Here is a 21,846-nt window from a genome sequence, read left to right as displayed (position 1 = left end):
GCCTCGCTCAGGCGAAGGTGCGCCGCAGGAGACCGGGATAGGCGATCCGCTGGCCGATGCCCCGCGCGGCGAGGAACACGATGAGGGCGATCCAGAGCCCCGTATTCCCGAGGCCCAGGGCCTGCACCAGCGCGACGGTGACGGTGAAGACGGCCAGGGCGATGAGCATGAGGTTGCGCATCGCCCGGGTCCATGTCGCGCCGATGAAGATGCCGTCGTAGGCGAAGGCCGAGGCCGCCGCGACGGGCGCGAGCCCGGCCAGAGGTAGGTAGCTCCGCGCCGCCTCGCGGACGGGGCCGTTCGTCGTCACGAAATCGATGAAGGCGCCCCCGCCGGTCAGCGCCAGCAGGCTCACCGCGAGTCCGAACCCGAGGCACCAGCGCAGGCTGAGCGAGGCGGCTTTGCGGAAGGAGGCCGCGTCGCGTGCGCCGACCGATTGCCCGCACAGGGTCTCGGCGGCGGTGGCGAAGCCGTCGAGGAAGAAGCCGCCGATCAGCACGAGATTCCACAGGACGGCGTTGGCGGCGAGGATCACGTCACCCTGCCGTGCCCCGAGCGCCGAGAAGGTAACGATGGCCGCGATGATCGCGAGCGTCCGCAGGATGACGTCGATGTTCACGGCCAGCGTCCGCTTCAGCGCCGCCGCGTCGCGGATTTCCGCCAGCGGCACCCGGAACGGTCGCGAGCCTAGCCGCGAGACCACGAACAGCCCGAGCACCAGCCCTGCGGCCTCCGCACCGAGCGCCGCCAGACCCGCCCCCGCGATACCGAGATCGGCCACGAGCACCAGGGCGAGGGTGAGCGCGATGTTGATGAGGTTGATCGCGACCTGCAGCACGAGGCCGAGATCGGTCCGCCCCCGGCCGAGCACCGAGCCGAGCAGGGCGTAGTTCGCCAGCACGAAGGGCGCCGAGAGGATGCGGATGTGGAAGTAGGCCGACAGGGCCGCGACCACCGCCGGGCTCGCGCCGCTCACCGCGAACGCCGCCTGCCCGAGGGGCCATTGCAGCAGCGCGATGGCGAGGCCCGCGAGCGCGCCGGCCGCGAGGGCGCGGGCGAGGGTGCGGTCCACCTCTGACCGGTCCCCCGCGCCGACCGCCTGGGCGGTGAGCCCCGCCGTCGCCATGCGCAGCGAGCCGAAGGACCAGAAGATCGCATCGAAGATGACGGCGCCCAGCGAGATGGCGCCGAGCAGGGCCGCATCCCCGAGCCGCCCGATCACCGCTGCGCCGACGAAGCCGAGCAGCGGCGTCGTCACGTTGGCGAGCGTCATCGGCAGCGCGAGCCGCAGCACGCGGGCGTGATTGACGGGGATGGCGGCGGAGGCGGTCACGGCGGGACCCGCTGAACGGACGGTCTCAAAGCCGTCCCGCCGCGATGGTGGGGGCGTCCGTGCGCCAGCGCACGCGACGCCGGGATTTTCCTAGCGCGAGACGGCGAACAGCCGGGCGACGAGCCAGAGCGGCACCACGACGAGGGCGCCGGCCACGACCCAGCCGGTCAGGTCGTGCAATTGGGTTGTGGCGAGATGGATGAGGTCCTGGATCGAATCGACCGCGCGCCAGAACAGCAGACGCGGCGTGACGCCGAGCATCGACATGAAGGCGCCGACGAGGATCGACAGGAACAGCAGGCGCAGGAACACGCCGGCGGGCGATCCGCCGAGGAACCGGCGCAGGGTCGAGGGTTGCCCCGTCGGGTAGGCGGAATGGGGCGGCGCGCCGGTCTGGTGTCGATCGTGGTTGAGAAGCATCGTTCGTCTCGCTCGAGCGCCCTAACTTCGTCCCGGAACCGGGCATAACCGTGGCCGTCGCACCACACCGGCGGGAAAGCCGGTGACATCCGCGACAGTGGCGGATTTCGCCGCCCCGCCCCAGATGGCAAGCATGGCGACTCACGCCAAGATGGTCGGGATGCCGCCCGAGCCCCGCCGGCCGACAGAGACGAGAGAATGATCGACCACGCCCTGTTCGACCCGGCGACGATCGATCCCGAGACGAAACGGCTGAATGCCGAGATCGTCGCGGCCCATGCCGCGCAGCCGGACCCCTGGACTTTGCCGATTGCGGAGGTGCGCGCCCGCCGCCGGGCCGGCACCCAGGCCTCCCCGGCCATGCCGCGCAGCGCGCGGGCCGAATGGCTGACCATCGACGGGCCGGACGGCCCGCTGCGCGTGCGCTGCATCCGGCCGAAGCCGGGGGCGAAGGTGCGCGGTGCCTATCTGCACATCCATCGCGGCGGCTGGATCTGGGGTTCGGCCGACGAGCAGGACCCCTGGTTGGAGCGGGTCGCCGACACCTGCGGGTTCGTCACGCTCTCGGTGGAATACCGGCTCGCCCCCGAACACCCCTACCCGGCCGCCCTCCTCGATTGCGAGGCGGCGGCGCTCTGGCTCGTCGGCAAGGGCCGGGCTGAGTTCGGCGTCTCGGCTCTCACCATCGGTGGTGAATCGGTGGGCGCCCACCTCGCCGTGATGGTGATGCTGCGCCTGCGCGACAAGCACGGGCTCGGCCGTGCCTTCCGTGGGGCGAACCTCAATGCCGGCTTCTTCGATCTCGGCCTTACGCCGTCCGTGCGGAACTGGGGGTCGGAACGCCTCGTGGTGAACACCGAGGACCTGACCCGCTTCGCGGACGGCTACGTGCGCGAGGGGATCGACCGGCGCCGGCCGGACGTCTCGCCGATCTACGCCGACCTCAAGGGCTTGCCGCCGGCCCTGTTCACGGTCGGCACCTGCGATCCGCTGATCGACGACACGCTCTACATGTCCGCGCGCTGGGCGGCGGCGGGCAATGGCGGGCACACGGCGATCTATCCGGGGGGGTGCCACATCTTTGTGCGCCATCCCGGCGCGATGAGCGAGCGCGCGCTCGAACTGATCGATCGTTTCCTCATGGCCCTCGCCTGAGCGGCCGGGCGGACGATCTCCCCCCAGCCTTCCGGGCGTGGTTCGCCGCGCGGGGCTGGGAGCCCCGCAGCCATCAGCTCGACCTGCTGCGCCTCGCGCGGGCGGGGCGCTCCGCGCTCCTCGTGGCGCCGACCGGCGCGGGCAAGACGCTGGCCGGCTTCCTGCCGAGCCTCGTTGCGCTCTCCGAGCGCGGCGGCGGCAAGGCGAAGAAGCCCGCCCTGCACACGCTCTACGTCTCGCCGCTGAAGGCGCTGGCTGTCGACATCGCCCGCAACCTCGACGCGCCCATCGAGGGGATGGACCTGCCCGTCCGTGTCGAGACCCGCACGGGCGATACCCCGTCCCACAAACGCGCCCGGCAGGTCAGCCGCCCGCCCGACATCCTGCTCACGACGCCGGAGCAATTGTCGCTGCTGATCGCCCACCGCGAGGCCGCCGACCTGTTCGCCGGCCTGCGCTGCGTGATCCTCGACGAGCTGCACGCGCTCGTCACCTCGAAGCGGGGCGACCTCCTCTCCCTCGCGATGGCGCGGCTGCACACGCTGAGCCCCGGCCTCGTCTCGATCGGCCTCTCCGCCACCGTGCGCGAGCCGGATGAGTTGCGGCGCTATCTCGTGCCGCAGGGCCGCGCGGAGGCGGCGCCCCTCGCCGACCTCGTGGTGGTGGCGGGCGGGGCCCGCGCCGATCTGCGGATGCTCGACCTCGGCCGCCCGCTGCCGATCTCCGGCCACACGGCGTGGCACTCGATGGAGGCGATCTACGACCTCATCAAGGAGCACCGCACGACCCTCGTCTTCGTCAACACAAGGCTCCAGGCCGAGTACACCTTCCAGGAATTGTGGCGCCTCAACGAGGACACGCTGCCCATCGCGATCCACCACGGCTCGCTCGACGCCGCCCAGCGGCGGCGGGTGGAGGCGGCGATGGCGTCGGGGGGCCTGCGGGCCATCGTCTGCACCGCGACCCTCGACCTTGGCATCGACTGGGGCGATGTCGATCTCGTCGTGAATGTCGGCGCGCCGAAGGGGGCGAGCCGGATCATGCAGCGGATCGGCCGGGCCAACCACCGGATGGACGAGCCGTCCAAGGCCTATCTCGTCCCCGGCAACCGCTTCGAGATGCTGGAATGTCAGGCGGCGCTGGATGCCGTCGAGGAGGCCGCCCAGGACACGCCCGACGCCCGCGTGGGCGCCCTCGATGTGCTGGCTCAGCACGTCCTCGGCATGGCCTGCGCCGATGCCTTCGACGCGAGCGCCCTCTACGACGAGATCGTTTCGGCGTCGCCCTATGCCGGGCTGACCTGGGAGCGGTTCGAGCAGGTCATCGACTACGTGGCGACCGGTGGCTACGCCCTGCGGGCCTACGAGCGCTTCGCCAAGATCCTGCGCGGGCCGGACGGGCTGTGGCGGGTGCGCGACGCCCGCACGGCGCAAAACTACCGGATGAATGTCGGCACCATCGTCGAGGCGGCGCGGGTGAAGGTGCGCCTCGGCCGGAGCCTGCGCGGCAAGCCCGGCACGGTGCTGCCGAAGACCGGCCGCGTGCTCGGGGAGATCGAGGACGAGTTCGCCGACACCCTGACGCCTGGCGACACCTTCCTGTTCGCGGGCGAGACCCTGCGCTTCGAGGGGCTGGCCGAGGACGAGGCCCTCGTGACCCGCGCCCCGCCGGGGACCGACCCGGCGATCCCCTCCTATGCCGGATCCAAGTTCCCCCTCTCGACCTTCCTGGCGGCGCGGGTGCGGGCGATCATCGCCGACCCGTTCGAGTGGGACCGGCTTCCGACCTCCATCGGCGATTACCTCGTGCAGCAGCGCCGCCGCTCGGTTCTGCCGGGGGAGCGCGACCTGCTCGTCGAGACCTTCCCGCGCGGCAAGCGCCACTACCTCACCGCCTTCCCCTTCGAGGGGCGGCTCGCCCACCAGACGCTCGGCATGTTGCTCACCCGGCGCCTCGAACGGGCGGGACTCCGGCCCCTCGGCTTCGCGGCCAACGATTACGGCATCGCCATCTGGATGACGCGGGACATCTCGGAGCGGGCCGCGTTCGACCCCGACTTCATCGGCGAGCTGTTCGGCGAGGACATGCTCGGCGACGACCTTGAAGCGTGGCTCGATGAATCGGCGATGATGAAGCGCACCTTCCGGCAATGCGCCGTGATCGCCGGGCTGATCGAGCGCCACCACCCCGGCCAGAAGAAGACCGGCCGTCAGGTCACGATCTCGACGGACCTGATCTTCGACGTGCTGCGCAAGCACGAGCCCGACCACCTGCTGCTCGCCGCCGCGCGGCAGGATGCGGCAACCGGACTCCTCGACGTCAGGCGGCTCGGCGTGATGCTAGAGCGTATCCAGGGGCGAATCATCCATCGCGCCCTCGACCGGGTGTCGCCGCTGTCCGTCTCCGTGATGCTGGAGATCGGCCGCGAGCGGGTCTACGGCGAGGGAGCGGACGAGATTCTGGCCGAGGCGGAGGCGGAGCTTCTTCAGGAGGCCCTGGCTTGAGCCGAGGCCCGCACGACGGTTCGCCCTCCCCCGACGCGATAGAGGATGCCCTGGTGGCGGCCGGACTCCGACTCGAGAAGACACAGAAGCACCCGACGATCACCGTTGCGGGCGAAGTGCTCACCCTCGATCTCTGTGGCGGGATCTGGCTCGAAGCCCACCGCACGCTGATCGTCTCCGACCTCCATCTGGAGAAGGGCTCCGCCTTCGCTGCCCGGTCGGGCCAGTTCCTGCCGCCCTACGACACCCGCGAGACCCTGGCCTGCCTCCACGAGGCCATCGTGCGCCACGACCCCGCCCGCGTCGTCGCGCTGGGCGATTCCTTCCACGATGCGCGCGGCCCCGAGCGCATGGAGCCCGGCGACCGGGCGATGGTCGCCGCCCTTCAGGAGGGGCGCGACTGGGTCTGGATCGCCGGCAACCACGACGCGGCGGTGCAGGAGGGCGTCGGCGGGCGCTACGCCGAGGCGCTGACCCTTGGCAACCTCGTGCTGCGCCACGAGCCGGGCCCTGCCCCCTCCTCCGGTGAGATTGCCGGCCACCTTCACCCTTGCGGAAAGGTGGCGGCCCGCGGCCGGGCCGTGCGCCGCCGCTGCTTCGTCACCGACGGTCAGCGCCTCATCATGCCGGCGCTCGGCGCCTTCGCCGGTGGCCTGAACGTGCGCGACAAGGCCTTCGACGCCGCCTTCCCGAAGGGCTTCACGGCCTACCTTCTCGGCGACGGCCGCGTCTTCGCCATCGGCCGGGCGCAACTGGCGCGCGACTGACGACGGTCTCGCTCAGAACCAGCCTCTGATGCGGAAGTAGATGATCGGCATCACCGCACTGAGGAAGATCAGGCCCAGGGCGTAGGGATAGCCGTAGGTCCAGTCGAGCTCCGGCATGTTCTTGAAGTTCATGCCGTAGATCGACGCGATCAGCGTCGGCGGCACCCCCACCACCGAGACGACGGTGAGCACCCGGAAGACGTTGTTCTGCTCGATGTTGATGAGCCCCAGGGCCGCGTCGAGCAGGAACTGAACGTTCTCGGCGAGCCGCGTCTCGAACTCATCCAGCGATTCGATGTCCCGGCGGATCGTCTCGAACCGCCCGTCGTCGTTGAGTTCGAGCCCGTCGCAGGCGCTCGACACGAAGGGCAGGATGCGCTCCAGCCCGAGCAGGCTCGCGCGCACCTTGCCGAGCACTTTCCCCCGGCGGCTGATCGCCCGCAGGATGCGCCGGAGGGCGAGGTCGCGGCGGCGGGGCGGCGGCTCTTCCATCCGCCGGGCGGAGGGGCCGCGCACGTCGAAGTCGAAGATGCGGCTCGACAGCGAGTCGAGGTCGCCGGCCATCTCCTCCAGCGCGTCCGCGAGGCTGTCGACCAGCTCCTCCAGCAGGACGATGAAGGTCTCGGCCGGATCCCCCGCCTCCTCCTCCGACAGGCGCTTGGCCGCGTGGCCGTAGGCGCGCAGATCGTGGAAGCGGACGGTGACGAGGTGGTCCTTCGTCAGCAGGAAGCCGAGGGGCTTCAGCTGCGAATCCGCCTGCTCGAAGGTGATCATCGGCGTCGAGAGCGAAAGCCCGCCCTTCAGCCGGCGCAGGCGGCTCGACGTCTCCACCTCGGAGAGCGCGGCGCGCGTGGGGATGCGCAGCCCGGTCTCCTTCTCCACCGCCGCAACCTCCTCGGCCGACGGGTCGAACAGGTCGATCCAGACCGCCCCGTGTTTCTTCAGCATGGCGGGTGGCGATCCTGGCAGGCATGGGCCGTCACGCGGCCCCGATGGGTGCGACCATCTTGACTCGGAACACCGCGATGGCTATCTCGCCCCCACGTTGGCACTCGTCAAACGAGAGTGCTAACAAGGGTGCTAACTATGGGGTCGAGGCGACCCGCCGGGCCGCATCAACGCCATCTCCAGACCTGAAGCAAGAGGGCAGCTCATGAAGTTCCGTCCGCTGCACGACCGAGTGGTCGTCCGCCGTATCGAGAGCGAAGAGAGGACGAAGGGCGGGATCATCATTCCCGATTCCGCCAAGGAGAAGCCGCAAGAGGGCGAGATCATCGCCGTCGGGCCGGGCGCCCGCGACGAGAACGGCCGGGTGAACCCCCTCGACGTCAAGGCCGGCGACCGCGTCCTGTTCGGCAAGTGGTCGGGCACCGAGGTCAAGATCGACGGCGAAGACCTCCTCATCATGAAGGAGTCGGACATCATGGGCGTGGTCAACCTCTGACCCCCATCCGACCCAGACAGCTTTGAAGCCCCTTTGAGGCCGAACCCGGCCTCGGGGCATCCTCGAACCGAAAGAGCTTAGGACATGGCAGCGAAAGACGTTCGTTTCTCCGCCGACGCCCGCGACAAGATGCTTCGCGGCGTCGACATCCTCGCGGACGCCGTCAAGGTGACGCTCGGCCCCAAGGGCCGCAACGTCGTGATCGAGAAGAGCTTCGGCGCCCCGCGCATCACCAAGGACGGTGTGACGGTCGCCAAGGAGATCGAGCTCGCCGACCGCTTCGAGAACATGGGCGCCCAGATGGTGCGCGAAGTGGCCTCGAAGACCAACGACATCGCCGGTGACGGCACCACCACCGCGACCGTGCTGGCCCAGGCCATCGTTCGCGAGGGCGCCAAGTACGTGGCCGCCGGCATCAACCCGATGGACCTGAAGCGCGGCATCGACCTCGCCACGGCCGCCGCGGTGAAGGACATCATCGCCCGCGCCAAGAAGGTCTCGACCTCCGACGAGGTCGCCCAGGTCGGCACGATCTCCGCCAACGGCGACAAGGAGATCGGCGAGATGATCGCCCACGCCATGCAGAAGGTGGGCAACGAGGGCGTCATCACCGTCGAGGAGGCCAAGACCGCCGAGACCGAGCTGGACGTCGTCGAGGGCATGCAGTTCGACCGCGGCTACCTCTCCCCGTACTTCATCACGAACGCGGAGAAGATGGTCGCCGAGCTCGAGGACCCCTACATCCTCATCCACGAGAAGAAGCTCTCGTCGCTCCAGGCCATGCTGCCGGTGCTCGAGGCCGTGGTGCAGACCGGCAAGCCGCTCGTCATCATCGCTGAGGACATCGAGGGCGAGGCGCTCGCCACGCTCGTCGTGAACAAGCTGCGCGGCGGCCTGAAGGTCGCGGCCGTGAAGGCTCCGGGCTTCGGTGATCGTCGCAAGGCGATGCTCGAGGACATCGCGATCCTGACCAAGGGCCAGATGATCGCCGAAGACCTCGGCATCAAGCTCGAGAACGTGACCCTCCCGATGCTCGGCCGCGCCAAGCGCGTCCGCATCGAGAAGGAGAACACCACGATCATCGACGGCGTCGGCGAGAAGTCCGAGATCGAGGGTCGCATCAGCCAGATCAAGGCGCAGATCGAGGAGACCACCTCGGACTACGACCGTGAGAAGCTGCAGGAGCGTCTGGCCAAGCTCGCGGGCGGCGTCGCGGTGATCCGCGTCGGCGGCGCGACCGAGGTCGAGGTGAAGGAGAAGAAGGACCGCGTCGACGACGCGCTCAACGCCACCCGCGCTGCGGTGGAAGAGGGCATCGTCCCCGGCGGCGGCACCGCGCTGCTCCGCGCCAAGAAGGCGGTTGCCGAGCTGAAGTCCGACATCCCGGACGTCCAGGCCGGCATCAAGATCGTCCTCAAGGCCCTTGAGGCCCCGATCCGCCAGATCGCCCAGAACGCGGGCGTCGAGGGCTCGATCGTGGTCGGCAAGATCACCGACAAGACGGACTCCGAGACCTTCGGCTTCAACGCCCAGACCGAAGAGTACGTCGACATGATCCAGGCCGGTATCGTGGACCCGGCCAAGGTCGTCCGCACCGCCCTTCAGGACGCCGCCTCGGTGGCCGGCCTGCTGGTGACGACGGAGGCCATGGTGGCCGACGCCCCGAAGAAGGACGGCGGCGCCCCCGCGATGCCGGGCGGCGGCGGCATGGGCGGCATGGACTTCTAAGTCCGCGCCACCTGACGAAACGGGAAGGGGGTCGCCGCGAGGCGGCCCCTTTTCTTTTGGGTTTCATCCGACCCCGCCCCCGTCATTGCGAGCGAAGCGAAGCAATCCAGGGACGCGCCACGTTCTGACATGTCCCGCTGCCCTGGATTGCTTCACTTCGCTCGCAATGACGGGGGCGATGGTGGAGGGGCGGGGCGGCGGTCGGCCCTCACACCGTGTCGCGATGCTCCAAGGCCAAGGTCGGCGGCTGGACCACGCCCGACAGCGGGGTGATCTTCAGCGTGGTGATGCGATTCTTCGCCTTCCGCAGCACCTGGAAGCGGAAGCCGTGGAAGTTGAACGCGGTGCCCTGGTCCGGGATGGTGCGGGCCTCGTGGATCACGAGGCCGGCGATGGTGGTGGCCTCGTCATCGGGCAGGTGCCAGTCCATCGCGCGGTTGAGGTCGCGGATCGGCACGCCGCCATCGACGTTCACCGAGCCGTCCACCTGAAGGCGCACGCCCGAAACCGTCACGTCGTGCTCGTCCGCGATGTCGCCGACGATCTCCTCCAGGATGTCCTCGAGGGTCACGAGGCCCATTACCTCCCCGTACTCGTCCACGACGAGGGCGAAATGCGTCTTCTTCGAGAGGAACGCCTTGAGCTGTGCCCGCAGGGTGGTGGTGCCGGGCACGAACCACGTCTCCAGGGCCAGTTCCTCGACCTTGAGGCCGGAGGCGTCGCCCCCCGCCGCGTCGAGGGCGCGGAGCAGATCCTTGGCGTGGAGCACGCCGACGATGTTCTCCGGCGTGCCCCGCCACAGGGGCATGCGCGTGTAGGGCGAGGCCAGCACCGCGCGGACGATGTCCTGCGAGGTCATGTCGGCGTCGATGGCGCGCATCTTGGTGCGGTGGACCATCACATCGGACACGGAGAGGTTCGACAGGTCGAGGAGGCCGCCGAGCATGTCGCGCTCGGCTCGTTCGACACCGCCCTCCCGGTGCAGGAGCGCCACCTGCCCCCGGATCTCCTCGGCGGCGGTGAGGATCGACTGGTGCTCGCCGATGGTGACGCCGAAGGGCTTCAGCATCAGGCGCACCACCTGCTCGATGGCCAGCGCGGGCGGCCCCATCAGCGCGACGGCGAAGGCGACCGGCCGGGCGATCAGCAGGGCGATCTTGTCGGGGTTGGAGATGGCGAGCGTCTTCGGCAGCACCTCCGCGAAGACGATGACGAGCACCGACATGCCGACGGTCGCGTAGATGACGCCGCTCTTGCCGAACACGGCGGTGAGCACGCTCGTCGTGAAGGCCGACGCCCCGATGGCGACGATGTTGTAGCCGATGAGCATCGCGCCGATGAACCGCTCGCGGATCGCGAGGATGCGGTTGACGATGCTGGCGCGGGGGTCGCCGCTCTGTTCCAGGGCGTGCATGCGCGCCCGCGAGGCGGCGGTGAAGGCGGTCTCGGCACCCGCGAAGAAGGCGGAGAGGACGAGCGAGATCGCCACGATGCTCGCGGCGAACCAGAGGTCTGTTTCGGTGCCCATCTGTCAGATCTGACGCACCGCCGCCCGGTGCCCGGAGGAGCCATATAACGCCCCCGTGAGCGACGTGCATGTCCCTCCCGTCAGGGCGTGCCCGTCCGACGCACCGTCCAGGTCGCCCAGAAGGCCGGGCGGCCGTAAACCCGCGAGCCCTCGTAGCCCCCGGCACCGGGCGAGAGGCGATCAACCCAGGTCAGGAGTCCCGACTTGCCGGCATAGGTCGTCGGCAGGTCGAGGTTGCCGTAGGCGTCGGTCATCCAGAAATGGCTGGCGCGGTCGAAGCGCCCGGCCCCGTTCCCGCCGGAGCGCAGGCCGAGATACGTCGGCGAGCGCCCGGCCTCGACCGGGTCCGCGTAGAGCGTGAGGGCGCCGATCCCCGCCGGATCGAGGTCGGCCGTGTATTGCAGGCAGATGTCGGCCACCGGGCCGCCAGGGGCGTTCGCCGGGCGGTTGCAGGTGTAGGACACCGCCCAGCGGGTCGCGCCCTTGGCGCGGGCCACCCGGACGAGGCTGTTCGGCGGCAGGGCCGCGCCGAGCCGTCGCGCGGCCGACCACACCCGGTCGGCGGCGAGGTCGGTGGAGGTGCGCAGGTACAGGCCCATGCGCCGCTGCTCCGGCGGCAGGCCGCAATCCTCGGGCAGCACGTCCGTGTAGAAGTAGTGATACGTGCGGTCCACGATGCTGATCGAACCGGCGAGGCCCTGCGTCGCGAAGGGCGGCGCCGGGCAGGCCGACATCAGCGGCTTGCCCGCTTCGTCCAGCACCGCCACGGGTGTCGGGGCGGCGGAGGCACGCCGCCGCGTCTTTTTCTCCGGCGTCACGGGCTCCCAGGCGAGCTTGCCGTCCTCGTCGCGGGTGCGGATCTCGAAGCTCGCGAAGTCGAGGGTGCGGGCCTCGATCTGGATCCGCCTGAAGGCGGCCGGCACCGCCGGTTCGGATACCTCGCGACGGCGGCGCCCGCGTCTGCGCCGGGGCTGGTCCTCCGGTACCTCGGCGTCGGTGGCGGTGGATTCCTGACCGAGCAGGAAAACGTAGGAATATTCCTCGCCGGCCCAATCCCGGCCGGCGATGGCGATGGGGTCGCGCGGGCCGATGCCTTCCAGGGTCGGCGCCTCGCCCTTCCGCCGCCGTTCCTCCGGCAAGGCGACGCCGAAGCGCGATTGCGAGGGCGGCAGGATCGTCGCGAGCTGCTCCGGGCTGCGGCCGGTGTGGAGCGCGCCGCCGTCGCGCGCGTCGGTCGCCTTCCGCTCCGGGCAATCCTCGCCCCGGCGCGTCTTCGCCAGCGGGCTCTCACCCTGGAACACCGCCGTCACGCCGGTCTTCGGCAGGCGGAGAAGCTGGATGCCCCGCGCGAAGGCGCAGGGTGACGGCGCCGCCAGGACGCCCTCCGCCTCGCTGCCGTCGCGGCAGATTTCGAGGGCGCCGCCTGCGGTGAGGAAGCAGGTCGGCGCGCTGCCGTCGTAGCTCGGCCGCGCCTCGGCGGATGACGCCAGCCCCCATGAAAGGCCGGCGCTCGCGAGGATGGCCGCCCAGACGGGAGGCCTCGCGGCGCGTGTCACGGATCGGGCGGGGAGGTCGTTCGTCATCGGCGAACTGCAAGCCCGAAAGGCACCGCTTCGTTCCGCCCAACGCCAAGGACCACGCAGTCTCCCGCTTTGGCGCGCACGAGGCAGCGAACCGCCGCGCGCCTCGCCCGTTGTCGCGGCTCAAGGGGCGCGAATGCCCTGCTGTTTCATGCGTTCTCAGGAGACATCGATGGACCTCGCCCCCGACACCGTCGCCGACATCGTCATCCGGCTCCGCGCGATCGAGGTAAAGGAAGGCCCGACCGATCCGGATTCCGGCTCGAACCCCATCGATGACGGCGCCACCGACGTGCTCGTCTCGGGCACCGACGACGCCACCGAATCCGAGGTGCGCGGCATGATCGCCGGCATGGACGACGATTCCCGCGCCGAGCTTCTGGCGCTCCTCTACATCGGCCGTGGCGACATGGAGCCGGAGGAGTGGGACGCCGCCGTGAAGTTCGCCCGCGAGCGTGAGGCGGTCGGCGAAGGCGCGGTGAAGGAACTGCTGGGTTCGCCCGATGCCGGCGACCTGCTCGAGGAAGGGCTCGATGCCCTCGGACTCACCCCCGATCTCCCGCAAGCCTGAGGCCTTTCGCGGCATGTCGACACGAGCCGGCCGGGCCGCGCGGAAGGCGCTGCGCGTCGTCGCCCGCCCGGTGCGGCGGGCGCAGGGGCGCGGCGGGCTCGTAGTCGAACCCTATCGGGGCTACGGCTCGGCCGAAGAGATCTTCCTGATCGGCCGGGTCTTCCGCCAATCGCCGGACAGACCCGGTGAGGATCCCGACTCCCTGCGCGCGCAATGGCGCGACGTCCGCCGCCGCATCTCCCGGCGCATCGTCGCGGATGCCTCAATCCTCGCCCGGTTCGGCGGGGCCGAAACGCGGGTCGTGACGGACAGCGACGGCTATTTCCGGGTGCATCTGCGCCCGCAATCCCTGCTCCCGGTCGAGGGCCCCTGGCACGAGGTCCAGCTCACCCTGGAGGCCGATCCGCCCATCCCGGCGATGGGCGAGGTCTACATCCCGCCCGCCGGATGCGGCTATGTCGTCGTCAGCGACATCGACGACACGGTCATGCGCACGGGTGTCGCCAACAAGCTGAAGATGCTCTGGCGGCTGTTCGTGGAGGATGCGGAGAGCCGCGTCGCCTTCCCCGGCGTGACGTCGCTCTACCGGGCGCTCCATGCCGGCCCGAGCGGGGGCGAGGGCAACCCGATGCTGTACGTCTCGCGGGCGCCCTGGGGCCTCTACGAGATGCTGACGGAGTTCTTCCAGCGCCACGGCATCCCGGCGGGGCCGGTGCTGTTCCTGCGGGAATGGGGGCTCTCTTGGACGCACCCCCTCCCGCGCAGGGCCGAGGATCACAAGCAGGCTCTGATCCGGCACATGCTCGACCTCTACCACGACCGGCCCTTCGTGCTGATCGGCGACAGCGGCCAGCACGACCCGGAGGTCTACGCGCAGATCGTGGCCGACAATCCCGGACGGGTGAAGGCGGTCTACATCCGCAACGTCTCGCGGGATGCCGCGCGGACGGAGGAGGTGGTGCGCCTCGCAGGCGCCGTGGCGGCGACCGGATCGAGCCTCGTGCTCGCCGCCGACAGCATCGCCATCGCCCGCCACGCGGCCGGGCTCGGCCTGATCGCGCCGGAGGCGGTCGCGGCCGTCGCCGACGAACATGCCGGCAGCGACGCACCCCCGCCCCGTGAGGAGACGGTGCGTCTCGTCCCGAACTCCGGCGAGGACGGCGACGCCCTTACGCCGCAGGTCATCGCCGCCTTCTCAGACGCGGACAGCGTGCCCACGACAGTCGTCGTCTCGCCCCCGGAGACCCCGCCGCTCACACGAGTGTGACGGCACGATCCAAGTCGCTCAGGTGTCATAACGCTCGTGCGAAGCATGTCGGGAGATGGTCTCACGACCACGGACCACCTCCCGAACCGGAACACATGACCGTGCCCTGGCGTTTTGTTGCATTGCAGCAATTCGGAGAATGCACTTCTCCTGCTGGCCGGGGTTCCTAGGTTCGCCCCTCCCGAGCTGCTCGTTTGAGTTGGAGCCGCCGCATGCAAACCTACACCCTCGCCATCGCCGACGGCGTTCTGTTCGCCTGTCTTCCCGATGGGGGCGACATCGGCGCCGCCATCACGGACGCGACCGCCATGAGCTACGGCGCGGGCCTCGCGCTCGACATCGTGCGCGGCACCGTGCTCACCGACGCCGCCGGCCCCGGCGACGAGATCGTCTGGCGGGAGAGTTCCGACAGCGAGTTGCTTGACGAGGAGGGACGGCGCTACCGCTACGCCGTGCGCCGCCACTCGTAAATTTCCCTTCGGCGACGAGGGCGGGCAGGAGCCAATTCCCGTCCGCTATGGTACAAAGGCAGAACATGCCGACCGTCGCCGAAATCCAGATCCCCCTCGCGATCGATACGCCCTACAGCTACGTTGTCCCGCATGGCCTGACCGTGACGGCCGGCGACGTGGTGCAGGTTCCCCTCGGCCCGCGCGAGACGGTCGGGGTGGTGTGGAACGTCGCCGAGAGCGTCGGCGGCTCGAACCTGCGGCCCGTCACCGGCATCCTCGACGTTCCCCGCCTTGGCGGCACCCTGCGCGGTCTGGTGGACTGGATCGCCCGCTACACCCTCGCTCCCCGGGGCTCGGCGCTGGCGATGGTGCTGCGCCTGCCCGACGAGGCGGCCGGTGCGGAGATCGCCCGCGTCGCGGTGCGCAGTTCCGGCAAGCCGCCGTCCCGGCCGACGCCTGCGCGCACAAAGGTGCTCGCCATTGCCGCCGACGGGGAGTTGCGCGGCAAGAGCGCCCTGGCCAAGGAGGCCGGCGTCTCGCTGTCGGTGGTGGATGGGCTCATCGATGACGGGGCGCTCGAAGCGCTCGCCATCGCGCCGGAGCCGGTGGCGCCCGAGCCCGACCCGGACCACCCCCGTGTCCCCCTCTCCGAGGCACAGGCCGAGGCGGTGGCATCGCTCGATTCGATCATCGCCGCAAGTGCCGAGGCCGGCACGGCGAAGCCGGTTCTGCTCGAAGGCGTCACCGGTTCGGGCAAGACGGAAGTCTATTTCGAGGCGGTGGCGAGTTGCGTCCGGGCGGGGCGGCAGGCCTTGATCCTGATGCCGGAAATCGCCCTCACCGCGCAGTTCCTCGACCGGTTCGCGGAACGGTTCGGCGTCCGCCCGGCCGCCTGGCATTCCGGCATCGGCGGACGGCGCCGGGAGCGGCTGCGGGTCGCCGTCGCATCGGGCGAGGCGAAGGTCGTGGTCGGCGCCCGCTCGGCCCTGTTCCTGCCCTTCGCGCAACTCGGCCTGATCGTGGTCGATGAGGAGCACGAGACCGCCTACAAACAGGAGGACGGCGTCCACTATCACGCCCGCGACATGGCGGTGGTGCGGGGGCGGCTCGAAGGCTGCCCGGTGGTGCTTGCCTCGGCGACGCCCTCCATCGAGAGCCGGGTGAACGCGGCGCGGGGGCGCTACGACCACCTCGTCCTGCCCGAGCGGTTCGGCGGACGGCGCCTGCCCGACATCGCCGCCATCGACATGCGGCGCGATGCACCGGCCAAAGGCAGCTTCATCAGCCCGCCCCTCATCAACGCGGTGAAGCATACGCTGGAGCGTGGCGAGCAGGCGCTGCTGTTCCTGAACCGGCGAGGCTACGCGCCGCTCACACTGTGCCGGGCCTGCGGCCACCGCTACCAATGCAAGAACTGCTCGACCTGGCTCGTGGAACATCGCTTCCGCCGGGCGCTGGTGTGCCACCAATGCGGCTACACCGAGCGGCGGCCGGAGGTCTGCACGAATTGTGGTGCCTTCGACCACCTGACCCCCTGCGGCCCCGGCGTCGAGCGCATCGCCGAAGAGGCCGCCGGGCTGTTCCCGGACAAGCGCATCATCGTGCTGTCGAGCGACTTTCCCGGCGGCGCCGAGCGGCTGCGCCAGGAACTCGAAGCGGTGGCGGCGGGGGAATGCGACCTCGTGATCGGCACGCAGCTCGTCGCCAAGGGGCACAACTTCCCCGGCCTGACGCTGGTCGGCGTGCTCGATGCGGATATCGGCCTCACCTCCGGCGACCCGCGCGCCGCCGAGCGGACCTTCCAGTTGCTGCAACAGGTGACGGGCCGGGCCGGGCGCGGGGAGAAGCCGGGCCGGGCGCTGGTCCAGACCTACCAGCCGGAGCATCCGGTGATCGCCGCGCTGCTGTCGGGCGATGCGGAGCGGTTCTACGCGGAGGAGATCGCCGCCCGCGAGGCGGCGGGCCTGCCGCCCTTCGGCCGCCTCGCGGCTCTGATCGTCTCCGCCACCGACAAGGCGGTGGCCGAAGCTTATGGGCAGGCGCTGGCCCGCGAGGCGGACCCGCCGGGCGGCGTGATGGTGCTCGGCCCGGCCGAGGCGCCGCTGGCGCTGATCCGGGGGCGCCACCGCTTCCGGCTGCTCGTGAAGACCGAGCGCAACGTCGACATGCAGGCCTACCTGCGGGAGTGGCTGGCCCGCGCCCCGAAGCCGCGCGGCAACCTCAAGGTCACGATCGATGTCGACCCGCAGAGCTTTTTGTAGGAGACAGGGCGCTTCGGCTGCGACGCCGTGGACGGAGAGCGACCAAGTGCTGAGCTACACCAAGACGCCCGATTCGAACGTGGCCGAAATCGTGGTCGACGGAAAGATCTCCGACGAGGAGATGAACGCGGCCATCAACGCCATGAAGGCGGACCTGGACAAGGGCGAGCGCATCAAGCTCCTGGAGGACATCCGCAGTTTCCAGGGCATGGAGCCGGCGGCCTTCTTCAAGGATCCGCGCTTCGGCATCGCGATGATGAAGGGCGTGAGCCATGTGGCGCTCGTCACGGACGCGCCGTGGCTGAAGATGATGGCCGAGACCTTCGCCTTCGTCTCGCCCTACAAGATCAAGGTGTTCGAGCGCGAGCGGCTTTCCGAGGCGCGCTCCTGGCTCTCCGCCGCCGCCTGAGGGCGTCTACTCGGCCTGGGCGGTGCGCGTGTCGCCGCGCCGGGCCGTCCAGCGGCCGGAGCAGAGCGAGGACACGGCCCATGTGCCGGACCCTTGCGTGCCGCTGAGGCGCCCGGTGCCGGTCCCCGACCCGCCGGCTCCGGCGACGGTGATGCCCACCGTGCCATCCGGCGAGACTCGGCCGCTGACCCGCGCGCCGGTCGTCGTAGCAGGCCGCACCTCACCGTCGCGGATGGCGACGCTGTAGCTGTAGCGCGCGCTGCACAGCCCGCTGTCGGTCACGAGTTCCACCGCCCAGGTGCCATTGAGCCGGTCGGGCGCGGCTGCGGCGGGCGCGCTGATGGCACCGGCGGTCAGGGCAGCGGCGGCGAAGACGGTCGGAACGGTGAAGGTCATCCTGGGAACGGCTCTCTGCAAATACAGCGACGCCACGGCGCGATTTCGCGTCCGGTCGTCAGCGTTGTTGCGGGATGAGTCGTTGTAAACCAAATTGCGCGACATGAATATGGCCGCGACCCAACAAATATGTATTATTTCGTAACCGAGCGAAAGCTCGGCAATACGGCCGAGCTTTCGCGACGTTCGTGGCGACGACGATTTTAGTCGTGCAGCGGCCGGGCTTCTTCCGGCAGCATGATCGGAATACCGTCGCGGATCGGGTAGGCGAGCTTGGCCGAACGGCTGATCAGTTCCTGCTTGGCGGAATCGTATTCCAGCGTGCCCTTGGTCAGCGGGCAGACGAGGATTTCGAGGAGCTTGGGATCGACGCGGGTCGCCTCGACGGGGGCGGTGAGGTCGTTGGCCATGACGGGGTGGAATCCTATTGCATTGTCGGCTCGGGGCCGGAGCCCCGCATGAGTTCCATCTGCGTGACCGCGATCAGGATCTCGGCGCGGGTCTTGAGGTCCGCCGCTTCGAGCATCGCCTGCTTCTCGCGGATCCCGAACGGGCTCATCATGCACAGCGCGTTCACGAGGGCCTCGTTGGGGGCCTCGTCGATCCCCGCCCAATCGACCTTCAGATCGTTCGATTCGACGAAGTCGCGCAGGGCCTTGAGGACGCCCGCCCGGTCGACCTGTTCCTCGCCCGCCCGCGCCTGGAAGTCCACCGCGAACTCGTCGTAGCTCACTTGGCACAGGCGGTAGTGCTCGGCCGAGGCGACCTCGCTCTCCATGCGGAAGCGGCTGACGCCCGTGAGGGAGATCAGATAGCGGCCGTCGCCGGTCTCGGCATATTGGGTGATGCGCCCGGCACAGCCCACGCGGAACAGCTTGGGGTGAGCGGCGGCGCCGTCCGGATCGGGCTGGATCATGCCGATCAGCCGGTCGCCGCGCAGGGCGTCGTCCACCATCTTGAGATAGCGCGGCTCGAAGATGTTGAGCGGCATCTGTCCCCTCGGCAGCAGCAGCGCGCCGGGCAAGGGGAAGACGGGAATGACGGCGGGGCAATCCGCCGGACGCTGTAAGCCGGAATGCGTGCTCATCGCACCTCCTCTGGCGCGATTTCCCGGCCCGGCTCCCGGACGCGCCTACTTCGTCCGGGATGGGCCGGCGCGTTACGAGAACAGCAGGGCCGAAAGCTTGCGCCGGCCACGGATCGTGTCGGGGTCCATGACCCCCCAGGCCTCGAAGAACTGAAGCAGCTGCTTGCGCGCCGCGTCGTCGTTCCAGGTCTTGTCGCGCTTGCGGATCTCGATCAGGTGATCGACCGCTTGCTCACGCTGGTTGCGCCCCGCGAGGCCCAGCGCGAGATCGTAGCGCGCCTGATGGTCGTCGGGGTTCGTGTCGATGGCCTTCTGCAGCCCGGCGAGATCGCCGAGCGAGGCGGCCTGCTCCGCGAGTTCGAGGGCGGCGCGGACACCGGCCAGGGCCGGGTCGTTCGCCTTCTCCTCCGGCACCATGGCCAGGACGCGCTTGGCGTTCTCGATCTCGCCCGCATCGAGCTGCAGCTTGGCAAAGCCGGCCAGGGCCGTGACGTTGTCGGGCTCCTGTTCGAGCACCGCCGCATAGATCTCCGACGCGCCCGCGAGGTCGCCGGCCTCCACCAGGGAGGCCGCCTCTTCCAGGGCCGCCTCGATCGGCGACGGGCCGCCGGGGCCGGCGAGCCGGTCGATCAATTCCTTGATCTGGCCCTCGGGCACGGCGCCCATGAAGCCGTCCACCGGGCGACCCTTGTCGAAGGCGATGACCGCCGGGATCGACTGGATGCCGAGCTGCCCCGCGATGGAGGGGTGCTCATCGATGTTCATCTTGGCGAGCACGACCTTGCCGGCCGCAGCCTGGACGACCTTCTCCAAGACAGGCGTCAGCTGCTTGCACGGCCCGCACCACGGCGCCCAGAAATCCACGAGAACCGGGCGGTTCATGGATTCGGCGATGACGTCCTGCCGGAAGGAGGCCGTCGTGGTGTCCTTGATCAGGTCGGCGGAAGCGCCGCCGGCGCTGAGGTCGTTGAGCATCGATCTCGCTTCGGAACTTTTCTCGTGATTGCCGGTAGATGGGGCTTCACGCCGCCTCTGACCAGTCCGCTGCGCGGATGGTTCGCGGTTGTCCACCCCCGGCTGGCGCTTGGCTCAGCGGGCCGGGGCTCCGGGCGCCGTCTTGGCGGCGGTCACGAACGTTCCCGAATAGACCCGTCCGTCCGCCGTCTTGGCCTCGCAGGCGATGCCCGTGCGGCCGGGCTCCGGCGTCGAGAACCGGCAGGCGCCGATGGCGAGGACCGGCGCGCCGACCTCGCTCCCGGTCTTGCTTTCCGAGACGACGTTGATCGGCTGAAGCGGGTCGGTCTCCTCCGTCGCCTCCTGTTGGGCGCCGTTGCCGGAGAAGCTGACGACCTGACCGTCCTTCGTCATGAAGTCGAAGGTGGTGCGGTTGCGGCTCACCGCGTTGGTCAGCGTCGGGGCGCATTGGGCGCTCACGTCGCGACCCGCCACCACCAGCGATTCGCAGGCCCCTTCGAGCTTGAAGGCGGTCTGGGCGGCGGCGCCGTGGATACCGAACCCCGCCAGGGCGGCGCAGGCGAGGGCGAAGCGGAATGTGGCCGTCATGGCGTTGCGTGTTCCTCCCGCAGGGTCATTGCCCCTTTGCCATGAACTAGGCGCTGGAGTGCCGCCGTCGAGAGAAAGTGCAGCTTCGCCCCGCTCCGCGCAGACCTGATTTGCGGCGAAACCTCTGTTGCGGCGCAGCAAAACACGGCATCGTCCGTGGCGTGGCCGGTGCTTGGCGCTCGCCCCACCGATACTTCACGACTTGAGGAGTTCCCCGATGATCCCCGCGCTGGCGCCCGTCGCGGAGGCGGCCCTTTTCACGCTCGGCTGCATGGCGATTCACGCGCTGCGGCGGCACGCGGACACGGTCACGGCCACCCTCGCCTGCTTCGCCACGATCCTCGTGCTGATGCTCGGAATCGCCTTCGCGCCCGTGCCGGCCACGCAGGCCTCGTCCGGTGATTTCGTGATGATGGATCCGGCCATCTACTGACCGGGCAGCGGCCTCGCCGCCGCGCCGCGACGGGTGCCGGCGGCGACGTCGTAATCGTCAATCGGCACGCGGGCGATGAACCGCTCGGCCAGTTCATAGAGCAGGATATCGGGCTTCACCGCCTCGATGTAGTGCCAATCGAGGCTGGACGACCAGACGAAGTGTACCTCGCGGAAGCTCTCGGCAAGTAGACCCGTGAGCATGAACGGCGCGAAATGCGCGCAGGAATCGCCGAACAGCACCAGACGGCGCGGGTCGGCGCTCTCCGCTGCATTGCGGTAGACGACAAGGGCGCCGGTATGCAGATCGGCGGCCCGACCCGCCGCCTCGTAGGCGGCGAGCAGCGGGCCGGTCTTGACGCGCGCGGCGTCCCGCAGGATCGCCATGCGCTCCACCGCCTCGACCGGCGGCTCGGCCAGCTTCTCGCCGAGATCCATCACCTCCGGGCATTCGACCCTCGGCCGTGCGGCGATGTCGGCGGGCGGCGTGGCGCCGAGCGCCCGCATGAGGGTGCGGTAGGCGAGGAGGCACCCTTCCAGCGACCAATGGGTGTCGGTGCGCAGGTAGAGCGGGACTTCGCCATCGCGGGCCGCCCGCAGCGGGGCGAGCAGGTCGAGATAGGCATGGCTGCGGCCGAGCCGCCGCGCGAGGAGCCGCGTCGAGGCATGGGTGGGGTCGTAGCGCAGGCCATCGGTCTTGTTGTCGTAGACCGAGAGCTTTTCCGGCACGAAGACGTGCAGGCAGCGGATGCCGAGCCGTTCGGCCCGCGCGGCGCGGGCGGCGATCAGCCGGGACCAGCGGCGCAGCAGCCACCATTGCGCGAGGGGCCCGCGATAGCGGTCCATGACGCGGTTGCTGCCGCCGATGAGGAAGAGCCAGCCGTCGCGGCCGAGATGCACATGGGGCTTGTCCGTTTCGGCCATCGCGGGGAGCTTTAGCCGCACGTTC

At 69.8% G+C, this 21,846-nt stretch carries 22 protein-coding genes; 11 read left to right on the top strand and 11 right to left on the bottom strand.

Going from position 1 to position 21,846, the window contains the following annotated elements; all coding sequences use genetic code 11:
* Positions 1-7: 7 nt before the first annotated feature.
* On the bottom strand, positions 8-1,273 hold the full coding sequence (locus MKK52_RS11620) for an MATE family efflux transporter (protein WP_243954112.1): 1,266 nt from the start codon (positions 1,271-1,273) through the stop codon (positions 8-10).
* Positions 1,274-1,423: 150 nt separating this feature from the next.
* A complete protein-coding gene (locus MKK52_RS11615) occupies positions 1,424-1,753 on the bottom strand; it encodes a DUF6460 domain-containing protein (RefSeq protein ID WP_243954006.1) in 330 nt (109 codons plus the stop codon).
* 198 nt (positions 1,754-1,951) lie between these two features.
* Between MKK52_RS11615 and MKK52_RS11610 the strand changes: the two genes are divergently transcribed.
* Genes MKK52_RS11610 through pdeM form a run of 3 tightly spaced genes read left to right on the top strand, consistent with a single transcriptional unit; the run spans position 1,952 to position 6,179 of the window.
* Complete coding sequence (locus tag MKK52_RS11610; RefSeq protein WP_243954005.1) at positions 1,952-2,908, top strand: alpha/beta hydrolase; 957 nt, start codon at positions 1,952-1,954, stop codon at positions 2,906-2,908.
* A complete protein-coding gene (locus tag MKK52_RS11605) occupies positions 2,905-5,412 on the top strand; it encodes a ligase-associated DNA damage response DEXH box helicase (protein WP_243954111.1) in 2,508 nt (835 codons plus the stop codon). Before MKK52_RS11610 ends, MKK52_RS11605 begins: the two co-directional genes overlap by 4 nt.
* A gap of 53 nt (positions 5,413-5,465) precedes the next feature.
* Positions 5,466-6,179, top strand: a complete 714-nt coding sequence (gene pdeM / locus MKK52_RS11600) for a ligase-associated DNA damage response endonuclease PdeM (protein WP_243954110.1) — start codon at positions 5,466-5,468, stop codon at positions 6,177-6,179.
* A gap of 12 nt (positions 6,180-6,191) precedes the next feature.
* Here the strand turns inward: pdeM and MKK52_RS11595 are convergent, their stop codons facing one another.
* Complete coding sequence (locus MKK52_RS11595; protein WP_243954004.1) at positions 6,192-7,127, bottom strand: magnesium transporter CorA family protein; 936 nt, start codon at positions 7,125-7,127, stop codon at positions 6,192-6,194.
* Between the two features lie 205 nt (positions 7,128-7,332).
* Here MKK52_RS11595 and groES point away from each other — a divergent pair, with 205 nt between their 5' ends.
* Both groES and groL read left to right on the top strand, forming a co-directional pair.
* Positions 7,333-7,623, top strand: a complete 291-nt coding sequence (gene groES / locus MKK52_RS11590; protein ID WP_238249590.1) for a co-chaperone GroES — start codon at positions 7,333-7,335, stop codon at positions 7,621-7,623.
* Between the two features lie 84 nt (positions 7,624-7,707).
* Complete coding sequence (groL, locus tag MKK52_RS11585; RefSeq protein WP_243954003.1) at positions 7,708-9,351, top strand: chaperonin GroEL; 1,644 nt, start codon at positions 7,708-7,710, stop codon at positions 9,349-9,351.
* A gap of 208 nt (positions 9,352-9,559) precedes the next feature.
* Here the strand turns inward: groL and MKK52_RS11580 are convergent, their stop codons facing one another.
* Positions 9,560-10,879 carry an HlyC/CorC family transporter gene (locus MKK52_RS11580; RefSeq protein WP_243954002.1) on the bottom strand — a complete coding sequence of 440 codons (1,320 nt, stop codon included), beginning with the start codon at positions 10,877-10,879 and terminating at the stop codon, positions 9,560-9,562.
* Between the two features lie 80 nt (positions 10,880-10,959).
* The gene (locus tag MKK52_RS11575; RefSeq protein WP_243954001.1) at positions 10,960-12,462 is read right to left on the bottom strand and encodes a hypothetical protein; all 1,503 of its coding nucleotides are present in this window, start codon (positions 12,460-12,462) and stop codon (positions 10,960-10,962) included.
* A gap of 169 nt (positions 12,463-12,631) precedes the next feature.
* On the opposite strand from MKK52_RS11575, the gene MKK52_RS11570 reads away from it, so the two are divergent.
* The 5 genes from MKK52_RS11570 to MKK52_RS11550 all read left to right on the top strand — a co-directional run bounded on the left by MKK52_RS11570 (position 12,632) and on the right by MKK52_RS11550 (position 17,419).
* Complete coding sequence (locus MKK52_RS11570) at positions 12,632-13,030, top strand: DUF3775 domain-containing protein (protein WP_243954000.1); 399 nt, start codon at positions 12,632-12,634, stop codon at positions 13,028-13,030.
* Positions 13,031-13,043: 13 nt separating this feature from the next.
* Positions 13,044-14,297 carry an App1 family protein gene (locus MKK52_RS11565; protein ID WP_243953999.1) on the top strand — a complete coding sequence of 418 codons (1,254 nt, stop codon included), beginning with the start codon at positions 13,044-13,046 and terminating at the stop codon, positions 14,295-14,297.
* 212 nt (positions 14,298-14,509) lie between these two features.
* Positions 14,510-14,767, top strand: a complete 258-nt coding sequence (locus MKK52_RS11560; RefSeq protein ID WP_243953998.1) for a hypothetical protein — start codon at positions 14,510-14,512, stop codon at positions 14,765-14,767.
* Positions 14,768-14,832: 65 nt separating this feature from the next.
* Positions 14,833-17,010 carry a primosomal protein N' gene (locus MKK52_RS11555; RefSeq protein ID WP_243953997.1) on the top strand — a complete coding sequence of 726 codons (2,178 nt, stop codon included), beginning with the start codon at positions 14,833-14,835 and terminating at the stop codon, positions 17,008-17,010.
* 46 nt (positions 17,011-17,056) lie between these two features.
* Entirely contained in the window at positions 17,057-17,419 is a 363-nt protein-coding gene (locus MKK52_RS11550) for an STAS/SEC14 domain-containing protein (RefSeq protein WP_243953996.1), read from the top strand.
* Positions 17,420-17,425: 6 nt separating this feature from the next.
* Here the strand turns inward: MKK52_RS11550 and MKK52_RS11545 are convergent, their stop codons facing one another.
* The 5 genes from MKK52_RS11545 to MKK52_RS11525 form a co-directional block, all read right to left on the bottom strand.
* Positions 17,426-17,815 (bottom strand): hypothetical protein, encoded by a 390-nt coding sequence (locus MKK52_RS11545; RefSeq protein ID WP_243953995.1) that lies wholly within the window; start codon positions 17,813-17,815, stop codon positions 17,426-17,428.
* 203 nt (positions 17,816-18,018) lie between these two features.
* Positions 18,019-18,225: a Trm112 family protein gene (locus tag MKK52_RS11540; protein ID WP_243953994.1), complete on the bottom strand. Its 207-nt coding sequence runs from the start codon at positions 18,223-18,225 to the stop codon at positions 18,019-18,021.
* Positions 18,226-18,239: 14 nt separating this feature from the next.
* Positions 18,240-18,902 (bottom strand): LON peptidase substrate-binding domain-containing protein, encoded by a 663-nt coding sequence (locus MKK52_RS11535; RefSeq protein ID WP_243953993.1) that lies wholly within the window; start codon positions 18,900-18,902, stop codon positions 18,240-18,242.
* A 72-nt stretch (positions 18,903-18,974) separates the two neighbouring features.
* Positions 18,975-19,877 (bottom strand): thioredoxin, encoded by a 903-nt coding sequence (gene trxA, locus MKK52_RS11530; RefSeq protein ID WP_243953992.1) that lies wholly within the window; start codon positions 19,875-19,877, stop codon positions 18,975-18,977.
* 114 nt (positions 19,878-19,991) lie between these two features.
* Positions 19,992-20,465: a hypothetical protein gene (locus MKK52_RS11525; protein WP_243953991.1), complete on the bottom strand. Its 474-nt coding sequence runs from the start codon at positions 20,463-20,465 to the stop codon at positions 19,992-19,994.
* Positions 20,466-20,682: 217 nt separating this feature from the next.
* Between MKK52_RS11525 and MKK52_RS11520 the strand changes: the two genes are divergently transcribed.
* Positions 20,683-20,898, top strand: coding sequence for a hypothetical protein (locus tag MKK52_RS11520; RefSeq protein WP_243953990.1), 216 nt, complete (start codon positions 20,683-20,685; stop codon positions 20,896-20,898).
* Here MKK52_RS11520 and MKK52_RS11515 read toward each other — a convergent pair.
* A complete protein-coding gene (locus tag MKK52_RS11515) occupies positions 20,892-21,821 on the bottom strand; it encodes an alginate O-acetyltransferase AlgX-related protein (RefSeq protein ID WP_243953989.1) in 930 nt (309 codons plus the stop codon). The two genes, MKK52_RS11520 and MKK52_RS11515, sit on opposite strands and share 7 nt — an antisense overlap.
* Positions 21,822-21,846: the final 25 nt, after the last annotated feature.

The organism is Methylobacterium sp. J-067 (assembly GCF_022829465.1).
GTDB classification, from domain to species: Bacteria; Pseudomonadota; Alphaproteobacteria; order Rhizobiales; family Beijerinckiaceae; genus Methylobacterium; species Methylobacterium litchii.
This window is presented reverse-complemented; position numbering and strand designations above follow the sequence as displayed.